Origin of the sequence: Microbacterium sp. (assembly GCF_046295495.1) — a bacterium.
Classification (GTDB): domain Bacteria; phylum Actinomycetota; class Actinomycetes; order Actinomycetales; family Microbacteriaceae; genus Microbacterium.
The window spans coordinates 61,651-85,163 of the sequence record NZ_JBKBNC010000012.1; the positions used below are offsets into that span (position 1 = coordinate 61,651).

Here is a 23,513-nt window from a genome sequence, read left to right on the forward strand (position 1 = left end):
TCAGGCTTCCGCGGACGCAGCGGTCGCATCGAGGGCGTCGGCGGCCCCCACGAGAGCGAGGTGCGAAAGCGCCTGCGGGGTGTTGCCGGCCTGTCGCCCCGTCGTGGGGTCGTACTCCTCCGACAGCAGTCCCAGGTCGTTGGCGACCGCGGTCAGCCGCTGCATCAGGGCGACGGCCTCGTCTCGCCGGCCGCTGTGGGCGTACTGGCCCACGAGCCAGAACGAGCACGCGAGGAAGGGGTGCTCGTCGCCGGTCAGTCCGTCGACCCCGGTGGTGCGGTAGCGCAGCAGCCACCCGTCGGGCATGAGCGTCTGCTCCATACGGGCGACGGTGGCGAGCATGCGCGGGTCGTCGTAGGCGCAGAAGCCCACCTGCGGCAGCACCAGCAGGGAGGCGTCGACCTCATCGGTGTCGAAGTGCTGCGTGAACCACCCGCCCTCGTGCACGCCTCGCGCATCGATGTCGGCGCGCACGCGATCGCGCAGCGACCGCCAGGTGTCGACCTCCCCGTCGTGGCCGCCCTCCTCGACGGCCCGGATGCCGCGGTCGAACGCAGCCCACACCATCGCGCGCGAGTGCGTGAAGAAGTGGGGGTCGCCGCGCATCTCCCAGATGCCGAGATCGGGACGGTCGACCTCCTGCGCGAGCTGATCGAGCAGGGCCCGCTGCAACGCCCAGGAGAACTTCGTCTCCTCCACGCCCGCGTCGCGCGCGGCCTCGAGGGCCACCATGACCTCGCCGATGACGTCGGCCTGGTACTGGTCCACGGCGCCGTTGCCGATGCGCACGGGCGCCGCGCCGCCGTAGCCCGGCAGACTCCGGATCTCGCGCTCGGGAAGGTCGCGCTCGCCCGCGATGCCGTACATGATCTGCACGTCGGCCGGATCGCCCGCGATCGCCCGCAGGAGCCAGTTGCGCCAGCGGTGCGCGGCATCCAGGTAGCCGTGGTCGATGTAGGCGCTGAGGGTCAGAGCGGCGTCGCGCAGCCAGACGTAGCGGTAGTCCCAGTTGCGCGACCCGCCGAACGACTCGGGGAGCGAGGTGGTGGCCGCAGCCACGATGCCGCCCGTCTCGGAGTGCGTGAGGGCGCGCAGCACCATGAGCGAGCGCGTGACGAGCGCAGCGTGCGAGCCGGCCGCCTGCACGCGGTCGGCCCACGCGGCCCACCACTCCCGGGTGCGCTCGAGGGCGGCCTCGACGTCGACCGCCACGGGGGGCTCGAGCCACGACGGCCCCCACGACAGCACCGAATCGACGCTCGCGCCGGGTGCGGTGGTCCAGCGGCCCCGGTGCGCGGTGTCGACGGCGATCAGGCGCGGACCGCGCACGATCACGGCATCCGGTCCCGCGACCGCGAGGATCGCGTGGGTGTCGTCCCGGCCCACCTGCTGCACCCACGGCACGGCACGGGCGTAGTCGAAGCGCAGGCGCACCTCGCTGACGAAGTCGACCTCGCCCGACACCCCCACCACGCGGCGGATGAGCGCCTCGACGCCCTCGTCGACGGGCATCGCGTCGTAGACGTCGGCGATCCCGGTGCTCGTCTCCCACCGCGTCACGAGCACGAAGGTGTCGCCGTCGTAGCGGCGGGTCGCCCGTGCCGCGGGGTCGGCCGGGCGCAACGACCACGCCCCGTGCGACTCGTCGCCGAGGAGCGCGGCGAACATCGATGCGCTGTCGTAGCGCGGAAGGCACAGCCAGTCGACGCTGCCCTGCGAGGAGACGAGGGCGGCGGAGCGGCAGTTGCTGAGGACGGCGTAGTCCTCGATCGGAGTCGTCACCCTCGGATTGTGACAGGTGGCACCCCCATCGGAGCCGTGCGTCGCGTTAGTGGCATCCCTGCATCCGGGGCAAGCACCGTCCGCGTGTCGGTGAGGAGGGATACGGTGGCCGCATGGCGGCGGACACCACCCTGATCATCCTGGGCGCTTCAGGCGACCTCACCTCGCGACTGCTTCTGCCGGCCCTCGGCCAGCTGCTCACGCGCGAACCCGGCCGGTCGGTGCGCCTGCACGGCGCCGGCATGGAGGACTGGACCGACGAGCACTGGCGCGAGGTGGTGCGCAAGGCCTTCCACACGATGGATGCCGATGCCGCCTTCGCCGCGGTGTCGGAGACCACGTACTCGCGGGCCGACATCACCACGGCCGACGACCTGCAGAAGCTCCTCGACGACGCCGAGGGCCGGCCCGCGCTGTACTTCGCGGTGCCCCCGGCCGTCACCGAGAGAGCGTGCCTCGCGCTCAGCGACGTCACGATCCCCGACGGCACGATCCTCGCGCTCGAGAAGCCCTTCGGCACCGACGAGGCGAGCGCCCACCGACTCAACCAGCAACTCGCGACGCTGGTGTCCGAAGACCAGGTGTTCCGCATCGACCACTTCCTCGGTCGCTCCACGGTGCTGAACCTGCTCGGAACGCGCTTCGCCAACCGCATCATCGAGAGCGTGTGGTCGGCCGACGACATCGCCTCGGTCCGCATCGACTTCCCCGAGGCTCTCGGCCTCGAGGGTCGCGCGGGCTACTACGACGCCGCGGGCGCCCTCGTCGACATGATCCAGAGCCACCTGCTGCAGGTCATGGCCTTCGTCACGATGGAGCCCCCGGCCTCGCTCGATCAGCTCGACCTGCGCGACGCGACCTCGGCGGTCCTGCGCGCGACGCACGTGAAAGACGACGACCCGGTGGCCAACTCGCGGCGCGCCCGCTACAGCGCGGGCGACGTCGGCGACCGCCACTTCTCGCCGTACGTCGACGAGCCCGGTGTCGACGCCTCGCGAGGGACCGAGACCCTCGCCGAGATGACCGTCGAGGTGCGCACCGCCCGCTGGCAGGGCGTTCCGATCCTGCTGCGCTCGGGCAAGGCCCTCGGCACGGGAGACCCCGCCGTCACCGTCGCCTTCAAGCCCGTGCGGCACCTCCCCGTCGGCTTCGCCGGTGAGAGCACCCCCTCCGAGATGGTGTTCTCGCTCGGCCCCGACACGATCAGCCTCGGGCTCAACATCAACGGTGCCGACGACCCCCTCGACCTCGAGCGGGTGAACCTCTCCGCCCACCTCGGCGAGGGCGCCCTCAAGGCCTACGGCGAGGTGCTCTCCGGCATCCTCGACGGCGATGCCATGCTCGCCGTCCGCGGCGACGCGGCCGAGCAGTGCTGGCGCATCGTGCAGCCCGTCATCGATGCCTGGCGTGAGAACGACGTGCCGCTCGACGAGTACCCCGCGGGGACCGCCGGACCCGCGTCCTGGAACGACTGACCCGGTCGCCTCCGATCCACGCGGCGCCCGGCTCCGGGCATCCGGGGCGCGCGGACTCGCGAGACGCCCCGGCGGTGTTCATCGGCGACGTTCAGCGTCACACGGGAACATGGCGCGCTCTGATGACGTTTGCTCGTGCGGGTCAACGGCGCCCTGCTTCGTTCTCACCCTGAGGAGTACCCCATGTCCGATGTTCTCGTCCGCACCGCTCAGACCGATGTCCCGATCCTCGACGTCCTCGCCGAGCGGTGGAGCACCCGCGTCTTCGACGCGACCGCACCCATCGACGAAGACGCACTGCGCGCCGCCTTCGAGGCCGCCCGCTGGTCGCCGTCCGCCAACAACAGCCAGCCGTGGCGCTTCCTGCTCGCCCGGCGCGGCACCGACGCTCATGCCCGCATCGTCGACGCGCTCGTCGGCTTCAACCAGGGCTGGGCTCCCGCCGCCGGCGCTCTGCTCGTCGTGCTCGCCGAGACGACCGACGCCGAGGGCAACCCCCGCCCCTGGGCCACCTACGACGCCGGCCAGACCGCCGCGTTCTTCACCGTCGAGGCCCACGCCCGCGGACTCGCCACCCACACGATGGGCGGCTTCTCGGCCGATGAGCTGCGCGCGGCCTTCGACCTCGACGCGCGCTTCACGCCCGTGACCGTCATCGCGGTCGGCGCCTTCGGCGACCTCGACTCGGCCGACGAGGCCGTCCGTGCCCGCGAGGGTGCCCCGCGCGAGCGCCGCCCGATCGCGGAGTCGCTGCTTCTCGACGCGTGACGCAGAGATGAAGGGGGATGCCGCGCACACCGCGGCATCCCCCTTCGTCGCTTCCGCTACTCGACGATCTCCGCCTCGATCACGTCGTCGCCCGAGCCGTCGTCGGACTGTTCCGCCGGCCCGTCGCTCACCAGCATGAGCGACTCGCCGTCGCTGGCCACGTCGACGCGGACGACGTCTCCGTCGCGCACGGAACCGGCGAGGATCGCCATGGCGAGGCGGTTCTGGATCTCCGACTGGATGAGTCGGCGCAGCGGGCGCGCGCCGTACACCGGGTCGTAGCCGCGCTCGGAGAGCCACGACCGCGCGTCGGGTGTGACCGCGAGGCTCAGCCGGCGCTCGCGAAGGCGCTTGTGCAGCGCGTCGACCGCGAGTTCGACGATCTGGGCCAGGTCGTCCTGGCTCAGTGCCTGGAAGATCACGATGTCGTCGAGGCGGTTCACGAACTCGGGCTTGAAGGCCTGGCGCACGAGCGCCTGCACCTGCTCCCGCTTGGTCTCGGTCGACAGCGTCGGGTCGATGAGGATCGGCGAGCCGAGGTTGGAGGTGAGGACCAGGATGACGTTGGTGAAGTCGACCGTGCGTCCCTGGCCGTCCGTGAGGCGGCCGTCGTCCATCACCTGCAGCAGCACGTCGAACACCTCGGGGTGCGCCTTCTCGACCTCGTCGAGCAACACGACACTGTAGGGACGGCGGCGCACGGCCTCGGTGAGCTGCCCACCCTGCTCGTAGCCGATGTAGCCCGGAGGAGCCCCGACCAGGCGCGAGACGGAGTGCTTCTCGCCGTACTCCGACATGTCGATGCGCACCATGGCGTGCTCGTCGTCGAAGAGGAAGTCGGCGAGCGACTTCGCCAGCTCCGTCTTGCCGACACCCGTCGGGCCGAGGAACAGGAACGAGCCGACCGGCCGGTTCGGGTCGCTGATGCCCGCGCGCGAGCGGCGGACGGCGTCCGACACCGCCTTGACGGCATCCCGCTGGCCGATCAGTCGCTTGCCGAGCTCGCGCTCGAGGTGCAGCAGCTTCTCGGTCTCGCCCTGGAGCAGCCGGCCGACGGGGATGCCGGTCCACGCGGCGATGACGGCCGCGATGTCTTCGTCGGTTACCTGCTCGTTGACCATGCGGTCGCCCGCGGGTTCCTCGCGCTCCGCGGTCATCAACTCGCGCTCGAGCGCCGGGATCTCGGCGTACAGCAGTCGCGACGCGCGCTCGAGGTTGCCCTCGCGCTGGGCGCGCTCGGCATCCACTCGGGCGGCGTCGAGGCGCGTCTTGAGGTCGCCCACGCGATTGAGCGAGGCGCGCTCGCGTTCCCACCGGGCCTGCAGCTCGTCGAGCCTGGCCTGCTCGGCGGAGAGCGTCTCACGAAGTGCCGCGAGGCGCTCCTTCGACGCGGCGTCCTTCTCCTTCTTCAGCGCGAGCTCTTCGAGCTTGAGGCGGTCGACGTGACGGCGCAGCTCGTCGATCTCGAGCGGCGCCGAGTCGATCTCCATGCGCAGGCGGGATGCCGCCTCGTCGATGAGGTCGATCGCCTTGTCGGGCAGCTGACGAGCGGGGATGTAGCGGTTGGACAGCGCGGCGGCGGCGACCAGGGCGGCATCCGCGATGGCGACCTTGTGGTGCGCCTCGTAGCGTTCCTTCAGGCCACGGAGGATCGCCACCGTGTCCTCCACCGTGGGCTCGCCGACGTACACCTGCTGGAAGCGGCGCTCGAGAGCGGCATCCTTCTCGATGAACTCGCGGTACTCATCGAGCGTGGTCGCCCCGATCAGGCGCAGCTCGCCGCGGGCGAGCATGGGCTTGAGCATGTTGGAGGCCGCGACCGAGCCCTCGCCGCCGCCCGCGCCCATGAGCACGTGCAGCTCGTCGATGAACGTGATGATGCGGCCGTCGGACTCGGTGATCTCCTTCAGCACGCTCTTCAGGCGTTCCTCGAACTGGCCCCGGTACATCGCCCCGGCGACGAGCGCGGAGATGTCGAGCGAGACGAGCTCCTTGTTCTTGAGGCTCTCGGCGACGTCGCCCGCGACGATGCGCTGGGCGAGACCCTCGACGACGGCGGTCTTGCCGACGCCGGGCTCCCCGATGAGCACGGGGTTGTTCTTCGTGCGGCGCGTGAGCACCTGGCTGACGCGTCGGATCTCGCCGTCGCGTCCGATGACGGGATCGAGCTTGCCCTGGCGGGCTCGATCGGTGAGGTTGATGCCGAATTGCTCGAGGGCGCTGCGGGCGTCCTCCTGCCCCGGCTGTTGCGTGGCGTTCATGCGGTCTCCTGAAGTCTGGTCGCAAACTTGAGTTGCGTTGACTCAAGTTTACCAGGACGGCCCCGCGGGGGCAATGGATGCCGACGCCCGCCGCCGGGTCGAACCACGGGCGGCGCCGCGCCTCGCCCGCACCGCGGCGAGATGACACGCTCTGCGCGAGATGACCGCGATCCACCGCGAGAAGCGGGCCATCTCCGCGAGGGCGGGTCATCTCGACGCACTACCCGGTCGCCGCGGCGCGGGCGCTCAGGCCGGCACCGGCTGAGCGACCGGCGAGACGGACGGGCTGTCGGACGCCGCCCCGACGGCGTCGGAACACGAGAAGCGCGCGCGGTACGCGGTCGGGGTGAGCCCCATCGTGCGGGCGAAGTTCTGCCGCAGCACCGCCGCGGAACCGAATCCGCACTCGGCGGCGATGCGGTCGAGGCCGAGGTCCGTCTCCTCGAGCAACCGCTGCGCGTGCAGCAGCCGCTGGCGCGCGAGCCACGCGGCGGGGGTCGCCCCGAGGTCGGCCTTGAACCGGCGGGCGAAGGTGCGCGGCGACATGTGCGCGCGGGAGGCCAGCCGTTCGACCGAGAGCTCGGCATCCAGGTTCTGCAGCATCCACTCCGTCACCGGGGCGAGTGACAGAGAGGTGTCGACGGGGATCGGCGAGGCGATGAACTGCGCCTGTCCGCCGTCGCGCTGCGGAGCGACGACCATGCGGCGGGCGATGCGGTTCGCCAGCTCCGACCCCAGCTCCTGGCGCAGCAGGTGCAAGCAGGCATCGAGGCCCGCGGCCGTTCCGGCGCTCGTGATGATGTTGCCCGCCTGCACGTACAGCACGTCGGGATCGACCTCGATCGAGGGATACATCCGCGCCATCACGTCGGCATAGCGCCAGTGCGTGGTGGCCCGCTGCCCGTCGAGCACCCCGGATGCCGCGATCACGAACGATCCGCTGCACACGCTGAGCAGCCACGCACCACGCGCGTGCGCGGCGCGCACCACGTCGAGCACCCGTTCGTCGACGGCGCCCCACTGCTCGCGGGGAATGGGCGCCAACACGAGGATGTCGACGTCGTCCGCGGCCTTGAGGCCGTGCTCGACGTTGATCGAGAAGCCGATGTTCGAGGGCACGACTCCCGGGTCGGGCGCGACGATGCGGAAGTCGAAGTTCGGGATGCCGTCGTCACTGCGGTCGAGGCCGAACGCCTCGCACGCGAGTCCGAATTCAAACGGGGCGAACCCCGATTGGACGACGACGGCGACCGAGCGCATGCGCACCTCCGGTGTGGCAGGAATCTGACGGGTGACGTCCATCATGCCACTCGCGGCCCTTTTCCTCCACTCGTAGCGTTTCTGCCATGGCTTACCTCATCGCTCTCGGCATCCTGACCCTCGCCGGCGTCGTCGCGACGCTGTGGCTCGTCCGCACCGACGGCTACGGTCGCGTGCCCACCGACCCCGCACGGGTCACCGCGGCCGTGCCCGACGTACCGCGGTCCCCCGTGACCGCCGCGCCCTCGGCGGAAGCGGCCCGACCGAGCGTGCACGTCGCCGCGCCGCTCTCGTCACCGATCACCGCCCCGCTTCGCATCGCCGGGACCGACTGAGCGGCGCGGCGGCGATGACGGCTGTGCGGACGGAAGACCCCGAGACCCGCCCAGCTCGAGCTCAACGGCCCGCCGCGACCGCCCGCCCGTACACCGCGACCATCGCCGCCGTGCGCGACGACTGGCGGAAGCGCTCGGCGACGCTCGGATCCGGCGTCACCGGCGAGCCGGCGGTGATGTCGGCGGAGGCTCGACGCAGGGTCTCCGCGAGCGCCGCGAGCGTGGCATCCGCGACGGTCCACGTTCCGGAGCCCAGCTCCGCCGCGATGTCGGGATCGCTCACGACCGCGGGCGTGCCGAGCGACGCAGCCTCGAACACCGTCATCCCCTGCGTCTCGAACCCGATCGAGGTCTGCACGACGGCGTCGGCATCGGCGAGACGGCGCAGGGTCTCGGCGTAGGGCAGTCGGCCGGCGAACGTGACGGTGGCGGTGGGCGTGCGTCGCTCGACGATACGCCGCGCGGCGCGCAGCTGCCCGCCGCCACCGATGATCTCGACCTCGGCGTCGATACCCGACGCCGCGACAGCCTCGAGGAACGGCAGGAGGCGTTTCTCGGGGCTCATGCGCCCCAGCCAGACGAACCGCGGGCGACCGGGTCGGCGTTCGAGAGGGCCGGCGACGAGGGCGGCGTCGAGAACGTCGTCGTCGATGCCGTTCCAGATGACGTCGACCGCGGGAGCGACGCCGTGCCGCTCGAGCCGACGCGCGAAGTGGCCGGAGGGGGCCGTGACCGCGCTCGACAGCGCGGCGAGCCGACGCAGGTACGCCCAGCCGTCGGCGCGGCGGACGGCATCCCGCTCGCGCGGACGCGGCGCGCCCGTCGACGGGACGGTCGCGCCGGAGCTCGGAGCGTCGCGCGAAGCACGGAGATCGCCGCCCGGGTCCGAGGTCGGCGCGGTCGTCCGAGATCTGGAACGGGATGCCGCGGCGGCGGGCTTGAGCGCGGTCCGCGCCCAGGCGTTCAGCGCGCGCAGCACCAGGCCGGGGAAGGGTGCCGTCGCCTCGATCCCGACGTCGACGCGGTTGTGCATCGTGTGCACGACCGGCAGGCCGTGCCGCGCGGCGTAGCGGTGGCCGATGAACGCGCCCCAGAAGTCGGCCTGCACGTGCACGACGTCGACCGGCAGACGCGCCCCCATCTGGGCATCGAGGAAGCGATCCGTGCGGGCGCCGGGCCAGGTGAGTGCGTACTCGCGGTCGGGGGTGATCGCGATCGACGGCAGGTCGAGGTAACCGGCGTTCCCGGGGGCGTCCCTATGCAGTCCCGGCGCGACGACGGTGACGATGTGACCCGCGCGCTCGAGGAAGCGTTTCTGCAGGCGCATCGACACCTGTGCACCGCCCAGCGACTCGAGGTGCTGGTCGGCGAACATCACGACGTGCACGGGCTCATTCCGGCAGCGGGCGTCCGCGGTACAGCGCCTCGAAGGTGTCGAGGGTGCGGGTGATGTCGTGCACCGCGACGGCGGCGAGCGAAGCCTCCTGCATCCGTCTGCGGTCGTCGGGCGAGGCGGTCAGCACGTCGGTGAGTCGCGCGGCGGCCTCGTCGGCGTTCCCCGGCGTGAAGAGGTAGCCGTTCTCGCCGTGGTGCACGAGGTGCGGCAACGCGACGGCGTCGGCTGCGACGATGGGCAGACCGGATGCCATGGCCTCCATCGTCGCGATCGACTGCAGTTCGGCGATCGAGGCGATGGCGAAGACGCTCGCGCGTGAGTACAGCGTGCGCAGGTCGTCTTCCGAGGCGTGGCCGTGGAAGGTGACCCGGTCGGCGACACCGAGCTGTTGCGCGAGGGTCTCGAGCTTCGCCCGTTGATCTCCGCCGCCCACGATGTCGAACGTGGCGTCGAGGGCCGGGTCGAGCTTGGCGAGCGCGTTCAGCACGACGTCGATGTGCTTCTCGGTGGTGAGGCGCCCGACGAACAGGATGCGGTTCGCGTCTCGGGGTGCCAGGTCGGGGCGGTAGTTGGAGCGGTCGATGCCACAGGAGATCGGGATCACGCCGGAGACGTCGATCGTGGACTCGAGGAAGTCGGCCGCCTTGCGGGTGGGCGTGGTGACGGCGCGCGTCATCTTGAAGGTGCGCTCGGCGTCGGCCCAGGCGAGCTTGACGAAGATGCGGTCGAGGAAGTCGGGCAGCGTCGTGAAGTCGAGGATGTTCTCTGCCATGACGTGGTTCGTCGCGATGACGGGGATCCCGCGCTTGCGGGCCTCGCGCGCGAGACCGCGACCGATGATGATGTGCGACTGGATGTGCACCACGTCGGGCTTGATCTCGTCGAGCAGGAGCCGGGCGTAGTGCTTCGACCGCCACGGCAGCACGAACGTGAGCCAGTCGTGGGGGAGGAAACGGTAGGCGGGAAGCCGGTGCATCGGCATCGGCTGCCCCTCGATCGTCTCGGTCGCGGTGCCGGCGCTACGGCGACCGACGCTCGGGGCCGCGACGTGCACATCGTGGCCGCGCGCGACGAGACCGGCGGCCAGGCGCTCGGCGAACCGGGCGGCGCCGTTGACGTGCGGGAGGAAGGTGTCGGCGCCGATGAGGATCCTCAGCGGCCGGTCGGCGGCGTCGGAGAAGGGACGGGCGGCCGGGGCCTCGGCCGCGGCGGCGGGCGCGGAGGGATCGGCGGGCGTCGCAGGAGTGGTCACTGTGGTGAGGCCTATCTGTGCGGCGGGCGGTTCGCACGGTGCGGTTCATGCGCCCGTCCACTGTACCGGAGCGGATTTCACGCACCCGGGCAGCATCCACAGGCACGCGCGGGTCATGAGCCGGGTGGGTGGGGGCGCGAGATCCGCTCGGGGCGCGGGTGCCGCGCCCCGAGGAACTGCATGCGGTGTGGACCCGAGTGTGGGCCGCGCACGCGCCGGAGCCTCTCGGACCGAGACGCGCTCGGCACCTCAGCCGCGGTCGTCGAGTCGCGGATCGACGAGGGGAGTGCCCTGCGCGGGGCGCGGGGGTCCGTCCGTGCCCGCCGGTGCCGGAACCTCGGATGCCGCGACCGCGAGGGCCGAGACCACCTCGGCGTCGGCTCCGGCCGGGGCCTGCGGCGAGCCGGAGGCCTGCGCGGAGTTCCGCTCGCCGTCGGTCCCGGACTCCGACGCCGCACTGTCGGGATCGGCGGCGGCCTGCTCGAACTGCGATCGATAGAGGCGGTAGTAGGCGCCCTCGGCCGAGATGAGTTCGTCGTGCGTACCCTTCTCGACGATGTCGCCGTGTTCCATCACGAGGATCAGGTCGGCGTCGCGGATCGTCGAGAGCCGGTGCGCGATCACGAACGACGTACGCCCCTCGCGCAGCGCCGCCATCGCCTGCTGCAGGAGCAGCTCCGTACGGGTGTCGACCGACGACGTGGCCTCGTCGAGGATCAGCACCGACGGGCGGGCAACGAACGCGCGGGCGATCGTGATCAGCTGCTTCTCACCCGCGGAGACGTTCGCGGCGTCTTCGTCGAGCACGGTGTCGTAGCCCTCGGGCAGGGAGTGGACGAACTGGTCGACGCGCGTGGCGGCGGCTGCCTCCACGATCTCGTCGTCGGTGGCGGTCTCCCGGCCGTAGCGGATGTTGTCGCGGATCGATCCGGCGAACAACCACGGGTCCTGCAGCACCATGCCCGTGCGTGAACGCACGTCGTCGCGGCGCAGCTCGGCGATGTCCTGCCCGTCGAGCAGGATGCGCCCGCCGTCGAGCTCGTAGAACCGCATGATGAGGTTCACGAGCGTCGTCTTGCCGGCGCCGGTGGGTCCCACGATGGCCACCGTCTGCCCGGGTTCCACGCGGAACGACAGATCGGTGATGAGCGGTCGGTCGGGCGTGTAGGCGAAACGGACGTTCTCGAACTCGATGACGCCGCGTCCGTCGACGTGGGCCGGGGCGTCGTCGGCATCCGGATCCTGCTCCTCGGCGTCGAGCAGGGCGAAGACGCGTTCGGCCGAGGCGGTGCCGGATTGCACGACGGCGGCCATGCCACCGAGCTGCGAGAGCGGCTGGGTGAACTGCTGCGAGTACTGGATGAAGGCCTGCACGTCGCCCAGCCGGATCTGACCGCCGGCGACCATGAGACCGCCGAGCACCGCGATGCCGACGTAGGTGAGATTCCCGACGAACATCATCCCGGGCATGATCATGCCGGAGAGGAACTGGGCCTTGAAGCTCGCCTGGTAGAGCTCCTCGTTCTCGACCTCGAACTTCTCTCGCGCGTCTTTCTCACGGCCGTAGACCTTGACGAGCGCATGACCGGAGAAGGACTCCTCGACCCGCGCGTTGAGGCGTCCGACCTTCTTCCACTGCTCACCGAACGCCTTCTGCGACTTGGGGCCGATGACGCCGAAGATCACGGCCATGAGCGGCAGGGAGATCAGGGCGACGAGCGCGAGCTGCCACGAGATGGTGAACATCATGATCAGCACGCCCACCACGGTCAGCACCGAGGTGAGCGCGCTGGAGAGCGACTGCTGCATCGTCTGCGTGATGTTGTCGATGTCATTGGTGACGCGCGAGATGAGCTCACCGCGCTGCACGCGGTCGAAGTACGACAGCGGCAGGCGGTTGACCTTGGCCTCGACGTCTTCGCGCAGTCGCCACATGGTGCGCACCATGATCACGTTGATGACGTAGCCCTGCACCCACGACAGCACCGACGACCCGACGTAGATCGCCAGCACCGCGATCACGACCATCCGCAGGGCGTCGAAGTCGACACCGGCCCCGACGGAGAAGTTGTCCATCGCACCGACGATGTTCGCGACGTCGCCCTGGCCCGCCGCACGCAGCGCCTCCACGACCTCGGCCTGCGAGGTGCCGGTGGGGAACTGCTCGGCGAGACCGCGCGAGACGACGCCCTCGAAGATGATGTTGGTCGCATCGCCGAGCACGCGGGGCGCGAGTACCGCGAGCACGACGCCCAGGGCGCCGGCGAGCGAGACGAGACCGAACGACCAGGCGTAGGGGCGGAGCAGGCCGATGAGACGGCGGAAGCTCGAGCCGAAGTCGGACGCCTTGCCGGGCGCGACGCTGTCCCAATCGCCGGAGTTGAGCCGTGCCTGCTCGGCCAGCTCGAGTTCGGCGCGGTCTTCCTCGGTGAGTGCGTCGGTGGTGCTCATGCCTCCACCCCCAGCTGCGACTCGACGATCTCGCGGTAGGTGGGGCTCGTCTGCAGCAGTTCGTCGTGGGTGCCGACACCGGCCATGCGGCCGTCTTCGAGCACGACGATGCGGTCGGCCCCCGTGATGGTGGACACGCGCTGGGCGACGACGATCTTGGTGACCTCGGGGAGCTCTCCCCACAGCGCCTGACGGAGCCTCGCGTCGGTGCTGAGGTCGAGGGCCGAGAACGAGTCGTCGAACACGAGGACCGCCGGACGGTGCACGATCGCGCGCGCGATCGCGAGACGTTGGCGCTGACCTCCCGAGACGTTCGTGCCGCCCTGGGCGATGCGCCCCTCGAGGCGCCCCTCCATCGCCTCGACGAAGTCGCGGCCCTGCGCGATCTCGAGCGCGTGCCAGAGTTCGTCGTCGGTGGCGTCTTCGCGCCCGAACCGCAGATTCGAGGCCACCGTGCCGCTGAACAGGAACGGCCGCTGCGGCACGAGACCGATGCTCTTCCACAGCACGTCGAGGTCGGCGTCTCGCACGTCGACACCGCCCACGCGCACGGCTCCCACGGTGGCGTCGAACAGGCGCGGGATGAGCGAGACGAGGGTCGTCTTGCCCGCGCCGGTCGAACCGACGATGGCGACGGTCTCGCCGGGCCGCGCGGTGAAGCTGATCCCCGACACGACGGGCGCCTCGGCACCCGGGTAGGCGAACGCGACGTCGTCGAACTCGACGGCACCGGGCGTGGGGAACGTGCGGACGGGGCTCGCCGGCCGCTCGAGGGTCGAGTGGCTGTCGAGCACCTCGCCGATGCGCTCGGCCGAGACGGCGGCGCGCGGGATCATCACGGTCATGAAGCTCGCCATGAGCACGCCCATGAGGATCTGCGCGACGTACTGCATGAACGCGAAGAGGGTGCCGATCTGCACACCGCCGGCGTCGACCTGGATGCCGCCGAACCAGATGACCCCGACCACGGTGACGTTCAGGACGAGCATGGCGAGGGGGAAGAGCAGCACGAAGAGGGAGCCGACCCGGCGGCCGACCTCGAGGATGTCGGTGTTGGCGCCGCGGAAGCGCTCTTCCTCGATGCGCTCGCGCACGAACGCGCGGACGACGCGGACGCCGGTGAGCTGCTCGCGCATGATGCGGTTCACGGCGTCGAGCTTGGACTGGTAACTGCGGAACAAGGGCACCATGCGGGCGATGATCAGCCCCGCGGCGATGAGGAGCACCGGCACCGCGACGGCGATCAGCCAGCTGAGGCCGACGTCTTGCTGCAGAGCCATGAAGATGCCGCCGATCGCGAGCAGCGGAGCGCTCACCAGCATGGTGGCGCCCATCATCGCCAGCATCTGCACCTGCTGCACGTCGTTGGTGTTCCGGGTGATGAGCGAGCCCGCGCCGAATTGCGACAGCTCGCGCTCGGAGAACCCGCTGACCTTCTCGAAGACGTCGAGACGGATGTCGCGCCCGGCCGCCATCGCCGCACGCGCCGCGAAATACGTGGCGATGACGGATGCCGTGATCTGGCCGAGCGAGATCATGAGCATGAGCGAGCCCTGGGACCAGATGAACGCGGTGTCGCCCCGAGCGACGCCCTGATCGATGATGTCGGCGTTCAAGCGCGGCAGGTACAGCGACGCCATCGCCGCCGCGAATTGGAACACCAGGAGCGCGAGGAGCAGCCAGCGATACCGGGAGAGGTATCTGATGAGGATCTTGCCGAGCACGGGGACCTCCGGGACAGGCTCGTCGCGGTCGGACTGACCGCTGAACACAGCCTGGCACCGACCTCCGACATCGGCGAGCCCGGAAGCTCTGGGAGCGTTCTCTCTTCGCGAACGCGGGTTTCCGGCATCCCTCTCCCAGACCCGGATCGTAGGCTGTGGGGCATGTCCCGACTGCAGGCCGACGCCCCCGCCGACCTCTGGGTGCCGGTGACCGGCTCCCTCGGATTCCGCGGCCGCCGCCATCGCAAAGCCGCCATCGGCATGCTGCTGAGTCAGGCCAACCAGGCAACGGGCGCGGCCCCGCGCCCGGGTGGTGGGGCGTTCGCCTGGGTCCTCAGCCAGGCGGCGCCGCTGCTGATGCGGCGGGCGGCCGGGCGCGTGCTGGTGTGGGTGTGGAAGGGCGACCCCGAGCTGCTCGTGGTGATGGCGCAGCTGCAGGAGGCCACCGCGCAGCTGCGCGCCGCCCGGGCGATGATGCCGATGGAGTACGACGACACCGAATCGTTCCGCAATCCGCACCTGGGCGTCGGCGAGAAGCTCGCGATGCCCCTGCCCAGCGACCCGAAGACGCCGCCGTTCGCCACCTACACGTGGGACACCGGTTCGCACTTCGTGACCGTCACCGCGGTGTGCTCCGATCGGCGGCGCTTCGGCACGGTCATCGGCCGGGTGGATGACGTGGCGCGAACGATCCGCGTGGTGGACGACCTGCAGGTCGGCGAATCGCCGACGGTGCTGCGCCTCGACCCCGCCTGACACGTTCAGGTGCTCAGGGCCTGGGCATCCGGAGGAGGAAGTCAGTCGTCGTGCACGTCACGGGGGCGCCAGAGCACGATGTCGGTCGCGCGGCGCACGCGCGCACCGTGGCGAAGCGTCACGACCGAGCCGGTGGCGCCGGCCGCGAACACGCGGGCGCCCGGGCGCGACTGCCGCTCGACGGTGAGCTGCCGCTCGAGGTCGTTCACGCGGCGGGCGAGGTCGTGCACCTGCTGCTCGAGCGTGAGCAGACGCGCGATCGCGGGCAGGCTCATCCCCTCGCCGGACAGGCGCGCGACCTCTCGCAGCTGCTGCACGTGCCGGCTCGAGTAACGACGCGAGCCGCCCTGCGTGCGCGCGGGCACGACGAGCCCGAGGCGGTCGTACTGACGGAGCGTCTGCGGGTGCATGTTCGACAGCTCGGCGGCGGCGGCGATGGCGAAGATCGGGGCGTCCTCGTCGATCTCTCTGTGCGACACGTCTTCTCCTCTCGTCGCTCCTCGCGGGCCGGGTTCGCGGCATCCTCTCGTACCGTTTGCCTAGAACCGCGGCGACGCGCTCAGTCCATCGTGTCAGTGTCGTCGCTGCGGCGGCAGCGCGGCGGGCGTGATCGCGGTGGTGACCTCAGCGGGCGGTCATCGCGCCTTCGCCATGAGGTCGGCGCGGGGGTTCTCCTTCGGCTCGAGCGCTTGGAAGCGCTCGAGGGCCTCGCGGGCGGCGTCGTCGAGGTGCGTCGGCACGGCGACCTGCACCTCGGCGAGCAGATCGCCGGTGCCCTTCGCGGTCTCGATGCCGCGCCCCTTGACGCGCAGCACGCGCCCCGACGGGGTGCCGGGGGCGACGCGCAGGCGCACGGTGTCGCCGCCGAGGGTGGGGACCTCGATCGTGGCGCCGAGTGCCGCCTCGGTGAAGGTCACCGGAACGGTGATCCGCAGATTGAGGCCGTCGCGCGAGAAGACGGGATGCGGGCGCACCGCCACGGTCACGACGATGTCGCCGCTCTCGCCGCCGTCGGGCGACTTGCGTCCCCGGCCGCGCAGACGGATCTTCTGCCCGTCGGAGACACCGGCCGGGATCTTCACCTTGAACGGGACGTTGTCCTCGCCCTGAAGGGTGATGGTCTCGCCCCTGGCTGCCGTGACGAAGTCGATCGTCGTGCGCGCCGTGACGTCGGACCCGCGCTGGGGGCCGCCGAAACCGCGATATCCACCCGTCGTCTGACCGAACCGGCCGGAGCCGAAGCCGCCGCCCTGTTGGTCGAACATCGAGAAGAAGTCGTCGAAGCCGGCGGTCGGCTGCCCGGCGCCGCGCCCCTGTCCGAAGCGGCTGAAGACGTCGTCGAACCCACCGCCGCCCCCCGTCCCCGGAGCCGAGAAGCGCGCCCCCGAGCCCATGGCCCGGATCTGGTCGTACTCCTCGCGCTGCTCGGGGTCGTTGAGCACCGAGTAGGCCTCGCTGATCTCCTTGAACGTGGCCTCCGCTTTCGCATCTCCCGGGTTCGAGTCGGGGTGGTACTGGCGCGCAAGCTTGCGGTACGTCTTCTTCAGATCGGCAGCGCTGACGCTCTTGTCGACACCGAGGACCTTGTAGAAGTCCTTGTCGAACCAGTCCTGACTCGCCATGTGTCCTCCTATTCGGCCGGCACGGCCACGACGACCTTCGCCGGTCGCAGCTCGACCGAGCCGAGGCGGTAGCCGACCTCGACGACCTCGAGGATCGTCGTCTCGGTCACGCCCGGAGTCGGCGCCTGGAAGATCGCCTCGTGCTGCTGCGGGTCGAACGCGTCGCCGACGGCTCCGTACGACACCACGCCGAGGCGTTCCGCCACCGCGCGCACCTTGTCGCCGATCGCGGAAAGGGGGCTGCCCTCGACGAGGTCGCCGTGCTTGGCTGCGCGGTCGAGGTCGTCCATGACGGGCAGCAGCCCCTTCACGGCCTCGCCCTTCGCGCGCTCGATCTCGCGCTCGCGCTGCTCCTCGGTGCGCCGGCGGTAGTTGGCGTACTCCGCCTGCAGGCGCTTGAGGTCGATCAGCAGCGAGGCCTCCTTGTCGGAACCCGCACCCTCTGCCGCCGCCTCGGGCGTCTGCTCGGCGCCGAGGATGTCGTCGATGGTCAGGCCCTCGGCATCCGCGTCCTGCTCCTCGGACCGCTCGCCCGACGGCGCGGGGCCGGAGGTGTTCTCCTCCGGCCCCGTCTCGTCAGGACCGGCGCCCGAGCCCGTGGGCTGTTCGTCGTCCTTGTGTGCCATGTGTCTGTCGCTTACTTCTTGGTCTCGTCGGTCGGCTCGTCGTCGACGACCTCGGCGTCGATGACGTCTTCCTCGGGGTTGGGCGTCTCACCGTTGCCCGGCTGGCCCACGTTGGGGTCGGCCTGCTCACCGGCGGCCTGCGAGGAGGCGTAGATGGCCTCGCCGAGCTTGCCCTGGCTGGCGTTGAGCTTGTCGAACGCGGTCTTGACCGCGTCGTCGTCGTCGCCGGCGAGAGCCGTCTTGAGCGCGTCGACATCGGCCTGGACCTCGGTCTTGACCTCGGCGGGCAGCTTGTCGTCGTTCTCTTTGATCAACTTGTCGATCGAGTACGACAGGGTCTCGGCCTGGTTGCGGGTCTCGGCGGACTCGCGACGCTTCTTGTCGTCGGCCGCGTTCTCCTCGGCCTCGCGCACCATGCGCTCGATGTCTTCCTTGGGCAGCGACGAACCGCCCGTGATGGTCATCGACTGCTCCTTGCCGGTGCCCTTGTCCTTCGCCGACACGTGGACGATGCCGTTCGCGTCGATGTCGAAGGTGACCTCCACCTGCGGGATGCCACGGGGAGCCGGGGCGATGCCGGTGAGCTCGAAGGTGCCGAGGGGCTTGTTGTCGCGGGTGAACTCGCGCTCGCCCTGGAAGACCTGGATCGCGACCGACGGCTGGTTGTCGTCGGCGGTGGTGAAGGTCTCGCTGCGCTTGGTGGGGATGGCGGTGTTGCGCTCGATGAGCTTGGTCATGATGCCGCCCTTGGTCTCGATACCGAGGCTCAGGGGGGTGACGTCGATGAGGAGGACGTCTTTGCGCTCGCCCTTGAGGACACCGGCCTGCAGGGCTGCGCCCACGGCCACGACCTCGTCGGGGTTCACGCCCTTGTTGGCGTCCTTACCGGTCTCCTTCTTGACGAGCTCGGCGACCGCGGGCATGCGGGTCGAGCCGCCGACGAGCACCACGTGGGCGATGTCGTCGACCTTGACACCGGCTTCGCGGATGACGTCGGAGAACGGCTTGCGGGTGCGGTCGAGGAGGTCCTTGGTGAGGTCCTCGAACTTGGCGCGCGTGAGGGTCTCGCTCAGCGAGACGGGACCCGAGTCGGTGAGCGACAGGTAGGGCAGGTTGATGGAGGTCGAGGTCGAGCTCGACAGCTCCTTCTTGGCCTGCTCGGCCGCTTCCTTCAGACGCTGCAGGGCGATCTTGTCGCCCGAGACGTCGACACCGGTGGTGTCCTTGAACTGCTTGATGAGGTAGTCGACGACGCGCTGGTCCCAGTCGTCTCCACCGAGGCGGTTGTCACCGGAGGTGGCGCGCACCTGGATGGTCGAGAAGTCGTCGTCCTTGCCCACCTCGAGCAGCGAGACGTCGAACGTTCCGCCACCGAGGTCGAAGACCAGGATGAGCTCGTCTTCCTTACCCTTGTCGAGACCGTAGGCGAGGGCCGCGGCGGTGGGCTCGTTGATGATGCGCAGCACGTTGAGGCCCGCGATCTCACCGGCCTCCTTGGTGGCCTGACGCTCGGCGTCGTTGAAGTACGCGGGCACCGTGATGACGGCATCCGTCACGCTGTCGCCCAGGTACTCCTCGGCGTCGCGCTTGAGCTTCTGCAGGATGCGGGCCGAGATCTCCTGCGGCGTCCACTTCTTGCCGTCGACGTCGAACGACCAGGTCGTGCCCATGTGGCGCTTGACGCTGGAGATCGTGCGGTCGACGTTGGTGACGGCCTGGCGCTTGGCGGTCTCGCCGACGAGCACCTCGCCGTCCTTCGTGTAGGCGACGACCGAGGGGGTCGTGCGGAAACCCTCGGCGTTGGCGATGACCTTGGGCTCGCCACCCTCGAGCACGCTCACGACGGAGTTGGTCGTACCGAGGTCGATTCCCACTGCACGGGGCATATGTGTCTCCTTGCTTGTGAGCACGGCCGATGCCGCACTCGGGGTTCTGGTGAAAGTCTCTGCGCGGGTTGAGCCGCGATGACTCAAGGCTAGCGCAGGCCCTCCGGGGCGTCAAGGAGACTTGATATGAATTGGCTCAACTTCCGGATGCCGCGGATGCGGCCCGCTCCGCCCCGCGGCCTCACCGGCGCGCCGTGCGTGCACCGGGGCGACCGGCGAACGCCCCGGCGCACGCACCCCGCCCCGTTCGGGGACCCCGGCACCACGGCATCCGGGAACCACCCGAATCCGCCGGCCCGTCACGCGCGACGCCCCCGCGACCCGGAGGTCGGCGGGGGCGTCAGCGGATGCCGGAGACTCAGTCGCGGTCGCGGTCGCGGCGCTGCGGCCGGTCGCTGCGCTTCGCCGAGCGGCCGCCCTGGTCGAGACGCAGGTCGATGAGCTGACCCGAGATGCGGGTGTCGGCGAGGCGTCCGATGGTGTCGCTCGACAGGTCGACCGGGAGTTCGACGAGCGAGAAGTCCTGGCGGATCTGGATCGCCCCGAAGTCGTTGCGACGCAGGCCGCCCTCGTTCGCGAGAGCACCCACGATCTGGCGGGGCTCGACGCGCTGACGGCGACCGACGGCGATGCGGTAGGTCGCGAAGCGGCCGGAGGTGTCGCGGCGCGGGCCGCCGTCACGCGAGCCGCCGTCGCGGGCGCCACCGTCGCGAGACCCGCCGTCGCGCGCGGGACGGTCGGTGTCGAAGCGCTGCTGGCGGAAGGCCTCGGCCTCGAGCAGCAGCGGGGTGTCGCCCTGGGCGACCACCGCGAGAGCGGCGGCCACGTCGGCCTCGGGAACGTCGTGGTGCTCGACGTAGTGGGCGACGACGTCGCGGAAGGTGGCGATGGCCGCGGTGTCTTCGAGGGCCGCGGTGATGGCGTCGTCGAAGCGGGTCAGTCGCGTGGCGTTGACGTCGTCGACGCTCGGCAGCGACATCTCGGTGAGCGGCTGGCGCGTGGCCTTCTCGATCGCGGTGAGCATTCGGCGCTCGCGCGGGGTGACGAAGCTGATCGCGTCGCCGGAGCGGCCGGCGCGGCCCGTGCGACCGACGCGGTGCACGTACGACTCGGTGTCGATGGGCAGGTCGTAGTTGACCACGTGGCTGATGCGATCCACGTCGAGGCCGCGGGCGGCGACGTCGGTGGCGACGAGGATGTCGAGCTTGCCCGACTTCAGCTGGTTCACCGTGCGCTCGCGCTGCACCTGCGCGACGTCGCCGTTGATGGCGGCGGCGGTGTAGCCGCGGGCGCGCAGCTTCTCGGCGACCGTCTCGGTCTCGTTCTTCGTGCGGGTGAAGACGATCATGCCCTCGAAGTTCTCGACCTCGAGGATGCGCGTGAGGGCGTCGATCTTCTGCTGGTACGACACGATCAGGTAGCGCTGCGTGATGTTCGTCGAGGTCGTGGTCTTGGTCTTGACCGTGATCTCTTCGGGGTCGTTCAGGTACTGCGCCGAGATGCGTCGGATCTGCGCCGGCATGGTCGCCGAGAACAGCGCGACCTGCTTGGTCGAGGGGGTGTCGGCGAGGATCGTCTCGACGTCTTCGGCGAAGCCCATCTTGAGCATCTCGTCGGCCTCGTCGAGCACCAGGTACTTCAGCTCGCTGAGGTCGAGCGTGCCCTTGTCGAGGTGGTCCATGATGCGGCCGGGCGTGCCCACGACGATGTCGACGCCGCGGCGCAGCGCCGACAGCTGCTGGCCGTAACCCTGACCGCCGTAGACGGGGAGCACGGAGACGCCCTTGATGTGCGCGGCGTACTTCTCGAACGCCTCGCACACCTGCAGCGCGAGCTCGCGGGTGGGCGCGAGCACGAGGGCCTGCGGGTTCTTGTGGCCGGTCTCCATCTGCGAGAGCACCGGCAGGGCGAAGGCCGCGGTCTTGCCGGTTCCGGTCTGCGCGAGACCCACGACGTCGCGGCCCTGCAGCAGCACGGGGATGGTGGCGGCCTGAATGGCCGAGGGGGTCTCGTACCCGACGTCTTTCAGGGCCTTGAGCACAGCGGCATCCAGTCCCAGGTCGGCAAAGGTGAGCTGCTCGGGGGCGGTGTCCGCCTCGACGGAGGGGGCGGGGTTTTCGGATGCCATACCCCTACGGTAGTCCGCTGCACGCCGCCGTGCGGGCCCGGGGTCTAGCCTGAACCCGCGCGCCGACGTCGGCGTGCGTGCCTCCCGGCCTCACCGGGCGTTCACCGAAGGACCCTAGCGTGACCGACATGACTGCCCCGGGGCCCGCCTCCGCCTCCCTCCCCGCCCGCCGTCCCGTGCTCGCGTGGGCGCTGTGGGACTGGGGTTCCGCGGCGTTCAACGCCGTCGTCACGACCTTCGTGTTCAGCACCTACCTCGCCAGCACGCTGTTCGTCGATCCGGCGATCGTGGCGGCGGCGAACGGGAACGACGACGACCCCGCCCTCGTGCGCGCCCTCGCCGCGAACGCGAGCCTCGTGGGCGTGGCGCTGATGATCGCCGGCATCGTCGTCGCGCTCGTCGCCCCCGTGCTGGGGCAGCGCTCCGACGGCACGGGCCGACGCAAGCTGTGGCTGGGCATCAACACCGGACTCGTCGTGCTGGCGATGGCCGCGATGGTGTTCGTCGAGGGCACCCCCGCCTCCCTCGTGCTGGGCGCGACGCTGCTGGCGGTGGGGAACGTCTTCTTCGAGTTCGCGAGCGTCAACTACTACGCGATGCTCACCCAGGTCTCCACGCGCGAGAACATCGGCCGCGTCTCGGGCTTCGGCTGGGGAATGGGGTACGTCGGCGGCATCGTGCTCCTGCTCCTGCTGCTCGTGCTCTTCATCCAGAGCTTCGGCGACCCGGATGCCGGCGGCCTACTCGCCGTGTCGAAGGACGGCGGCCTGAACATCCGCCTCGCCGTCTTGGCATCCGCGGTCTGGTACGGCGTGTTCGCGATCCCGGTGCTCGTGCGCGTGCCCGAGATCCCCGCCCAGCGCCGACAGGTGCGGGTCGGCTTCTTCCGCTCGTACGCCGTGCTGTGGGGAACGCTGCGCTCGCTCTGGCGCGACAGCCGCCAGGTGCTGCTGTTCCTCGTCGCCAGCGCGGTCTTCCGCGACGGTCTCACCGGCGTCTTCACGTTCGGGGCGATCATCGCGGCCCAGGTGTTCGGCTTCAGCTCGACCGAGGTGCTGTACTTCGCGGTCGCGGCGAACGTCGTCGCCGGCATCAGCACGATGTTCGCCGGACGCCTCGACGACCGCTTCGGCCCGAAGCGCGTGATCGTCGTCTCGCTCATCGGCCTCATCGTGCTCGGTGGCGTCGTGCTGTTCATCGGAACCTCGGTGCCGCTGTTCTGGGTCGCCGGCCTCGGACTCGGGGTCTTCGTCGGCCCGGTGCAGTCGGCCAGCCGGTCGTTCCTCGCGCGCGTGGCGCCGGAGGGCCGGGAGGGCGAGATCTTCGGCCTCTACGCCACCACCGGGCGGGCGGTGTCGTTCCTCGCCCCCGGCCTGTTCGCGCTGTTCGTCGGCATCACCGGCGACACGCGGCTCGGCATCCTGGGCATCGTGCTGATACTCGCCGCCGGGCTGCTGCTCATGCTGCCGGTCTCGGCGAAGACCGCCGTCATCCGCTGACGCGGCGGTCGGAAGGCGCGCCCGGGGAGGGCTGGCCGGGGCGGGCCGGGCCGGCCGGAGGCGGGCCGGCCGGAGGGCGGCGGGCCGGCTGGGGCGGGCCGGCCGGCGCGACGCGACGGCGACGACATCCTGGTCTTCACGGATGAAGGGCGTACGACCGTTCGGGCGCGGTTGCCGATGCTGCGCCAGCAGATCCAGAAGCGTGAGGGGCGGGCGAACATGTGCCTTGCCGACTTCATCGACCGCCAGGGCGACTGGATCGGCGGGTTCGCGGTGTCGATCCACGGCATCG

General features: G+C 70.5%; 17 protein-coding genes and 1 pseudogene. 6 read left to right on the forward strand and 12 right to left on the reverse strand.

What is annotated here, in order from left to right; all coding sequences use genetic code 11:
* A complete protein-coding gene (locus ACK4LS_RS06895) occupies positions 1 to 1,782 on the reverse strand; it encodes a glycoside hydrolase family 15 protein (RefSeq protein ID WP_409715154.1) in 1,782 nt (593 codons plus the stop codon).
* Positions 1,783 to 1,895: 113 nt separating this feature from the next.
* Here ACK4LS_RS06895 and ACK4LS_RS06900 point away from each other — a divergent pair, with 113 nt between their 5' ends.
* Together ACK4LS_RS06900 and ACK4LS_RS06905 are read left to right on the forward strand one after the other, a co-directional pair.
* The gene (locus ACK4LS_RS06900) at positions 1,896 to 3,257 is read left to right on the forward strand and encodes a glucose-6-phosphate dehydrogenase (RefSeq protein WP_409715157.1); all 1,362 of its coding nucleotides are present in this window, start codon (positions 1,896 to 1,898) and stop codon (positions 3,255 to 3,257) included.
* 183 nt (positions 3,258 to 3,440) lie between these two features.
* Positions 3,441 to 4,025: a nitroreductase family protein gene (locus ACK4LS_RS06905; protein WP_409715160.1), complete on the forward strand. Its 585-nt coding sequence runs from the start codon at positions 3,441 to 3,443 to the stop codon at positions 4,023 to 4,025.
* A gap of 56 nt (positions 4,026 to 4,081) precedes the next feature.
* On the opposite strand, the gene ACK4LS_RS06910 is transcribed toward ACK4LS_RS06905, so the two are convergent.
* Positions 4,082 to 6,286: an ATP-dependent Clp protease ATP-binding subunit gene (locus tag ACK4LS_RS06910; protein WP_409715163.1), complete on the reverse strand. Its 2,205-nt coding sequence runs from the start codon at positions 6,284 to 6,286 to the stop codon at positions 4,082 to 4,084.
* A 246-nt stretch (positions 6,287 to 6,532) separates the two neighbouring features.
* The gene (locus ACK4LS_RS06915; RefSeq protein WP_409715206.1) at positions 6,533 to 7,546 is read right to left on the reverse strand and encodes a GlxA family transcriptional regulator; all 1,014 of its coding nucleotides are present in this window, start codon (positions 7,544 to 7,546) and stop codon (positions 6,533 to 6,535) included.
* Positions 7,547 to 7,632: 86 nt separating this feature from the next.
* Between ACK4LS_RS06915 and ACK4LS_RS06920 the strand changes: the two genes are divergently transcribed.
* A complete protein-coding gene (locus tag ACK4LS_RS06920) occupies positions 7,633 to 7,881 on the forward strand; it encodes a hypothetical protein (protein WP_409715166.1) in 249 nt (82 codons plus the stop codon).
* A gap of 61 nt (positions 7,882 to 7,942) precedes the next feature.
* Here the strand turns inward: ACK4LS_RS06920 and ACK4LS_RS06925 are convergent, their stop codons facing one another.
* The 4 genes from ACK4LS_RS06925 to ACK4LS_RS06940 form a co-directional block, all read right to left on the reverse strand.
* Positions 7,943 to 9,268, reverse strand: coding sequence for a glycosyltransferase (locus ACK4LS_RS06925; protein WP_409715169.1), 1,326 nt, complete (start codon positions 9,266 to 9,268; stop codon positions 7,943 to 7,945).
* A 4-nt stretch (positions 9,269 to 9,272) separates the two neighbouring features.
* Entirely contained in the window at positions 9,273 to 10,529 is a 1,257-nt protein-coding gene (locus ACK4LS_RS06930; protein WP_409715172.1) for a glycosyltransferase, read from the reverse strand.
* A gap of 249 nt (positions 10,530 to 10,778) precedes the next feature.
* Positions 10,779 to 12,980: an ABC transporter ATP-binding protein gene (locus ACK4LS_RS06935; RefSeq protein ID WP_409715175.1), complete on the reverse strand. Its 2,202-nt coding sequence runs from the start codon at positions 12,978 to 12,980 to the stop codon at positions 10,779 to 10,781.
* Positions 12,977 to 14,704: an ABC transporter ATP-binding protein gene (locus tag ACK4LS_RS06940; RefSeq protein ID WP_409715178.1), complete on the reverse strand. Its 1,728-nt coding sequence runs from the start codon at positions 14,702 to 14,704 to the stop codon at positions 12,977 to 12,979. Before ACK4LS_RS06940 ends, ACK4LS_RS06935 begins: the two co-directional genes overlap by 4 nt.
* A gap of 162 nt (positions 14,705 to 14,866) precedes the next feature.
* Between ACK4LS_RS06940 and ACK4LS_RS06945 the strand changes: the two genes are divergently transcribed.
* Positions 14,867 to 15,460, forward strand: coding sequence for a hypothetical protein (locus tag ACK4LS_RS06945; RefSeq protein ID WP_409715181.1), 594 nt, complete (start codon positions 14,867 to 14,869; stop codon positions 15,458 to 15,460).
* Positions 15,461 to 15,501: 41 nt separating this feature from the next.
* Here the strand turns inward: ACK4LS_RS06945 and ACK4LS_RS06950 are convergent, their stop codons facing one another.
* The 5 genes from ACK4LS_RS06950 to ACK4LS_RS06970 form a co-directional block, all read right to left on the reverse strand.
* Entirely contained in the window at positions 15,502 to 15,939 is a 438-nt protein-coding gene (locus ACK4LS_RS06950) for a heat shock protein transcriptional repressor HspR (protein WP_409715185.1), read from the reverse strand.
* A 156-nt stretch (positions 15,940 to 16,095) separates the two neighbouring features.
* Entirely contained in the window at positions 16,096 to 17,082 is a 987-nt protein-coding gene (locus tag ACK4LS_RS06955; RefSeq protein ID WP_409715188.1) for a DnaJ C-terminal domain-containing protein, read from the reverse strand.
* A gap of 8 nt (positions 17,083 to 17,090) precedes the next feature.
* Positions 17,091 to 17,708, reverse strand: a complete 618-nt coding sequence (locus ACK4LS_RS06960) for a nucleotide exchange factor GrpE (protein WP_409715191.1) — start codon at positions 17,706 to 17,708, stop codon at positions 17,091 to 17,093.
* A gap of 11 nt (positions 17,709 to 17,719) precedes the next feature.
* Complete coding sequence (gene dnaK, locus ACK4LS_RS06965; protein ID WP_409715194.1) at positions 17,720 to 19,594, reverse strand: molecular chaperone DnaK; 1,875 nt, start codon at positions 19,592 to 19,594, stop codon at positions 17,720 to 17,722.
* Positions 19,595 to 19,952: 358 nt separating this feature from the next.
* Positions 19,953 to 21,722, reverse strand: a complete 1,770-nt coding sequence (locus ACK4LS_RS06970) for a DEAD/DEAH box helicase (protein ID WP_409715197.1) — start codon at positions 21,720 to 21,722, stop codon at positions 19,953 to 19,955.
* Between the two features lie 128 nt (positions 21,723 to 21,850).
* Between ACK4LS_RS06970 and ACK4LS_RS06975 the strand changes: the two genes are divergently transcribed.
* Positions 21,851 to 23,221, forward strand: coding sequence for an MFS transporter (locus ACK4LS_RS06975; protein ID WP_409715210.1), 1,371 nt, complete (start codon positions 21,851 to 21,853; stop codon positions 23,219 to 23,221).
* Between the two features lie 114 nt (positions 23,222 to 23,335).
* Positions 23,336 to 23,513: pseudogene (locus tag ACK4LS_RS06980) on the forward strand (vitamin B12 dependent-methionine synthase activation domain-containing protein); the annotation flags it as partial.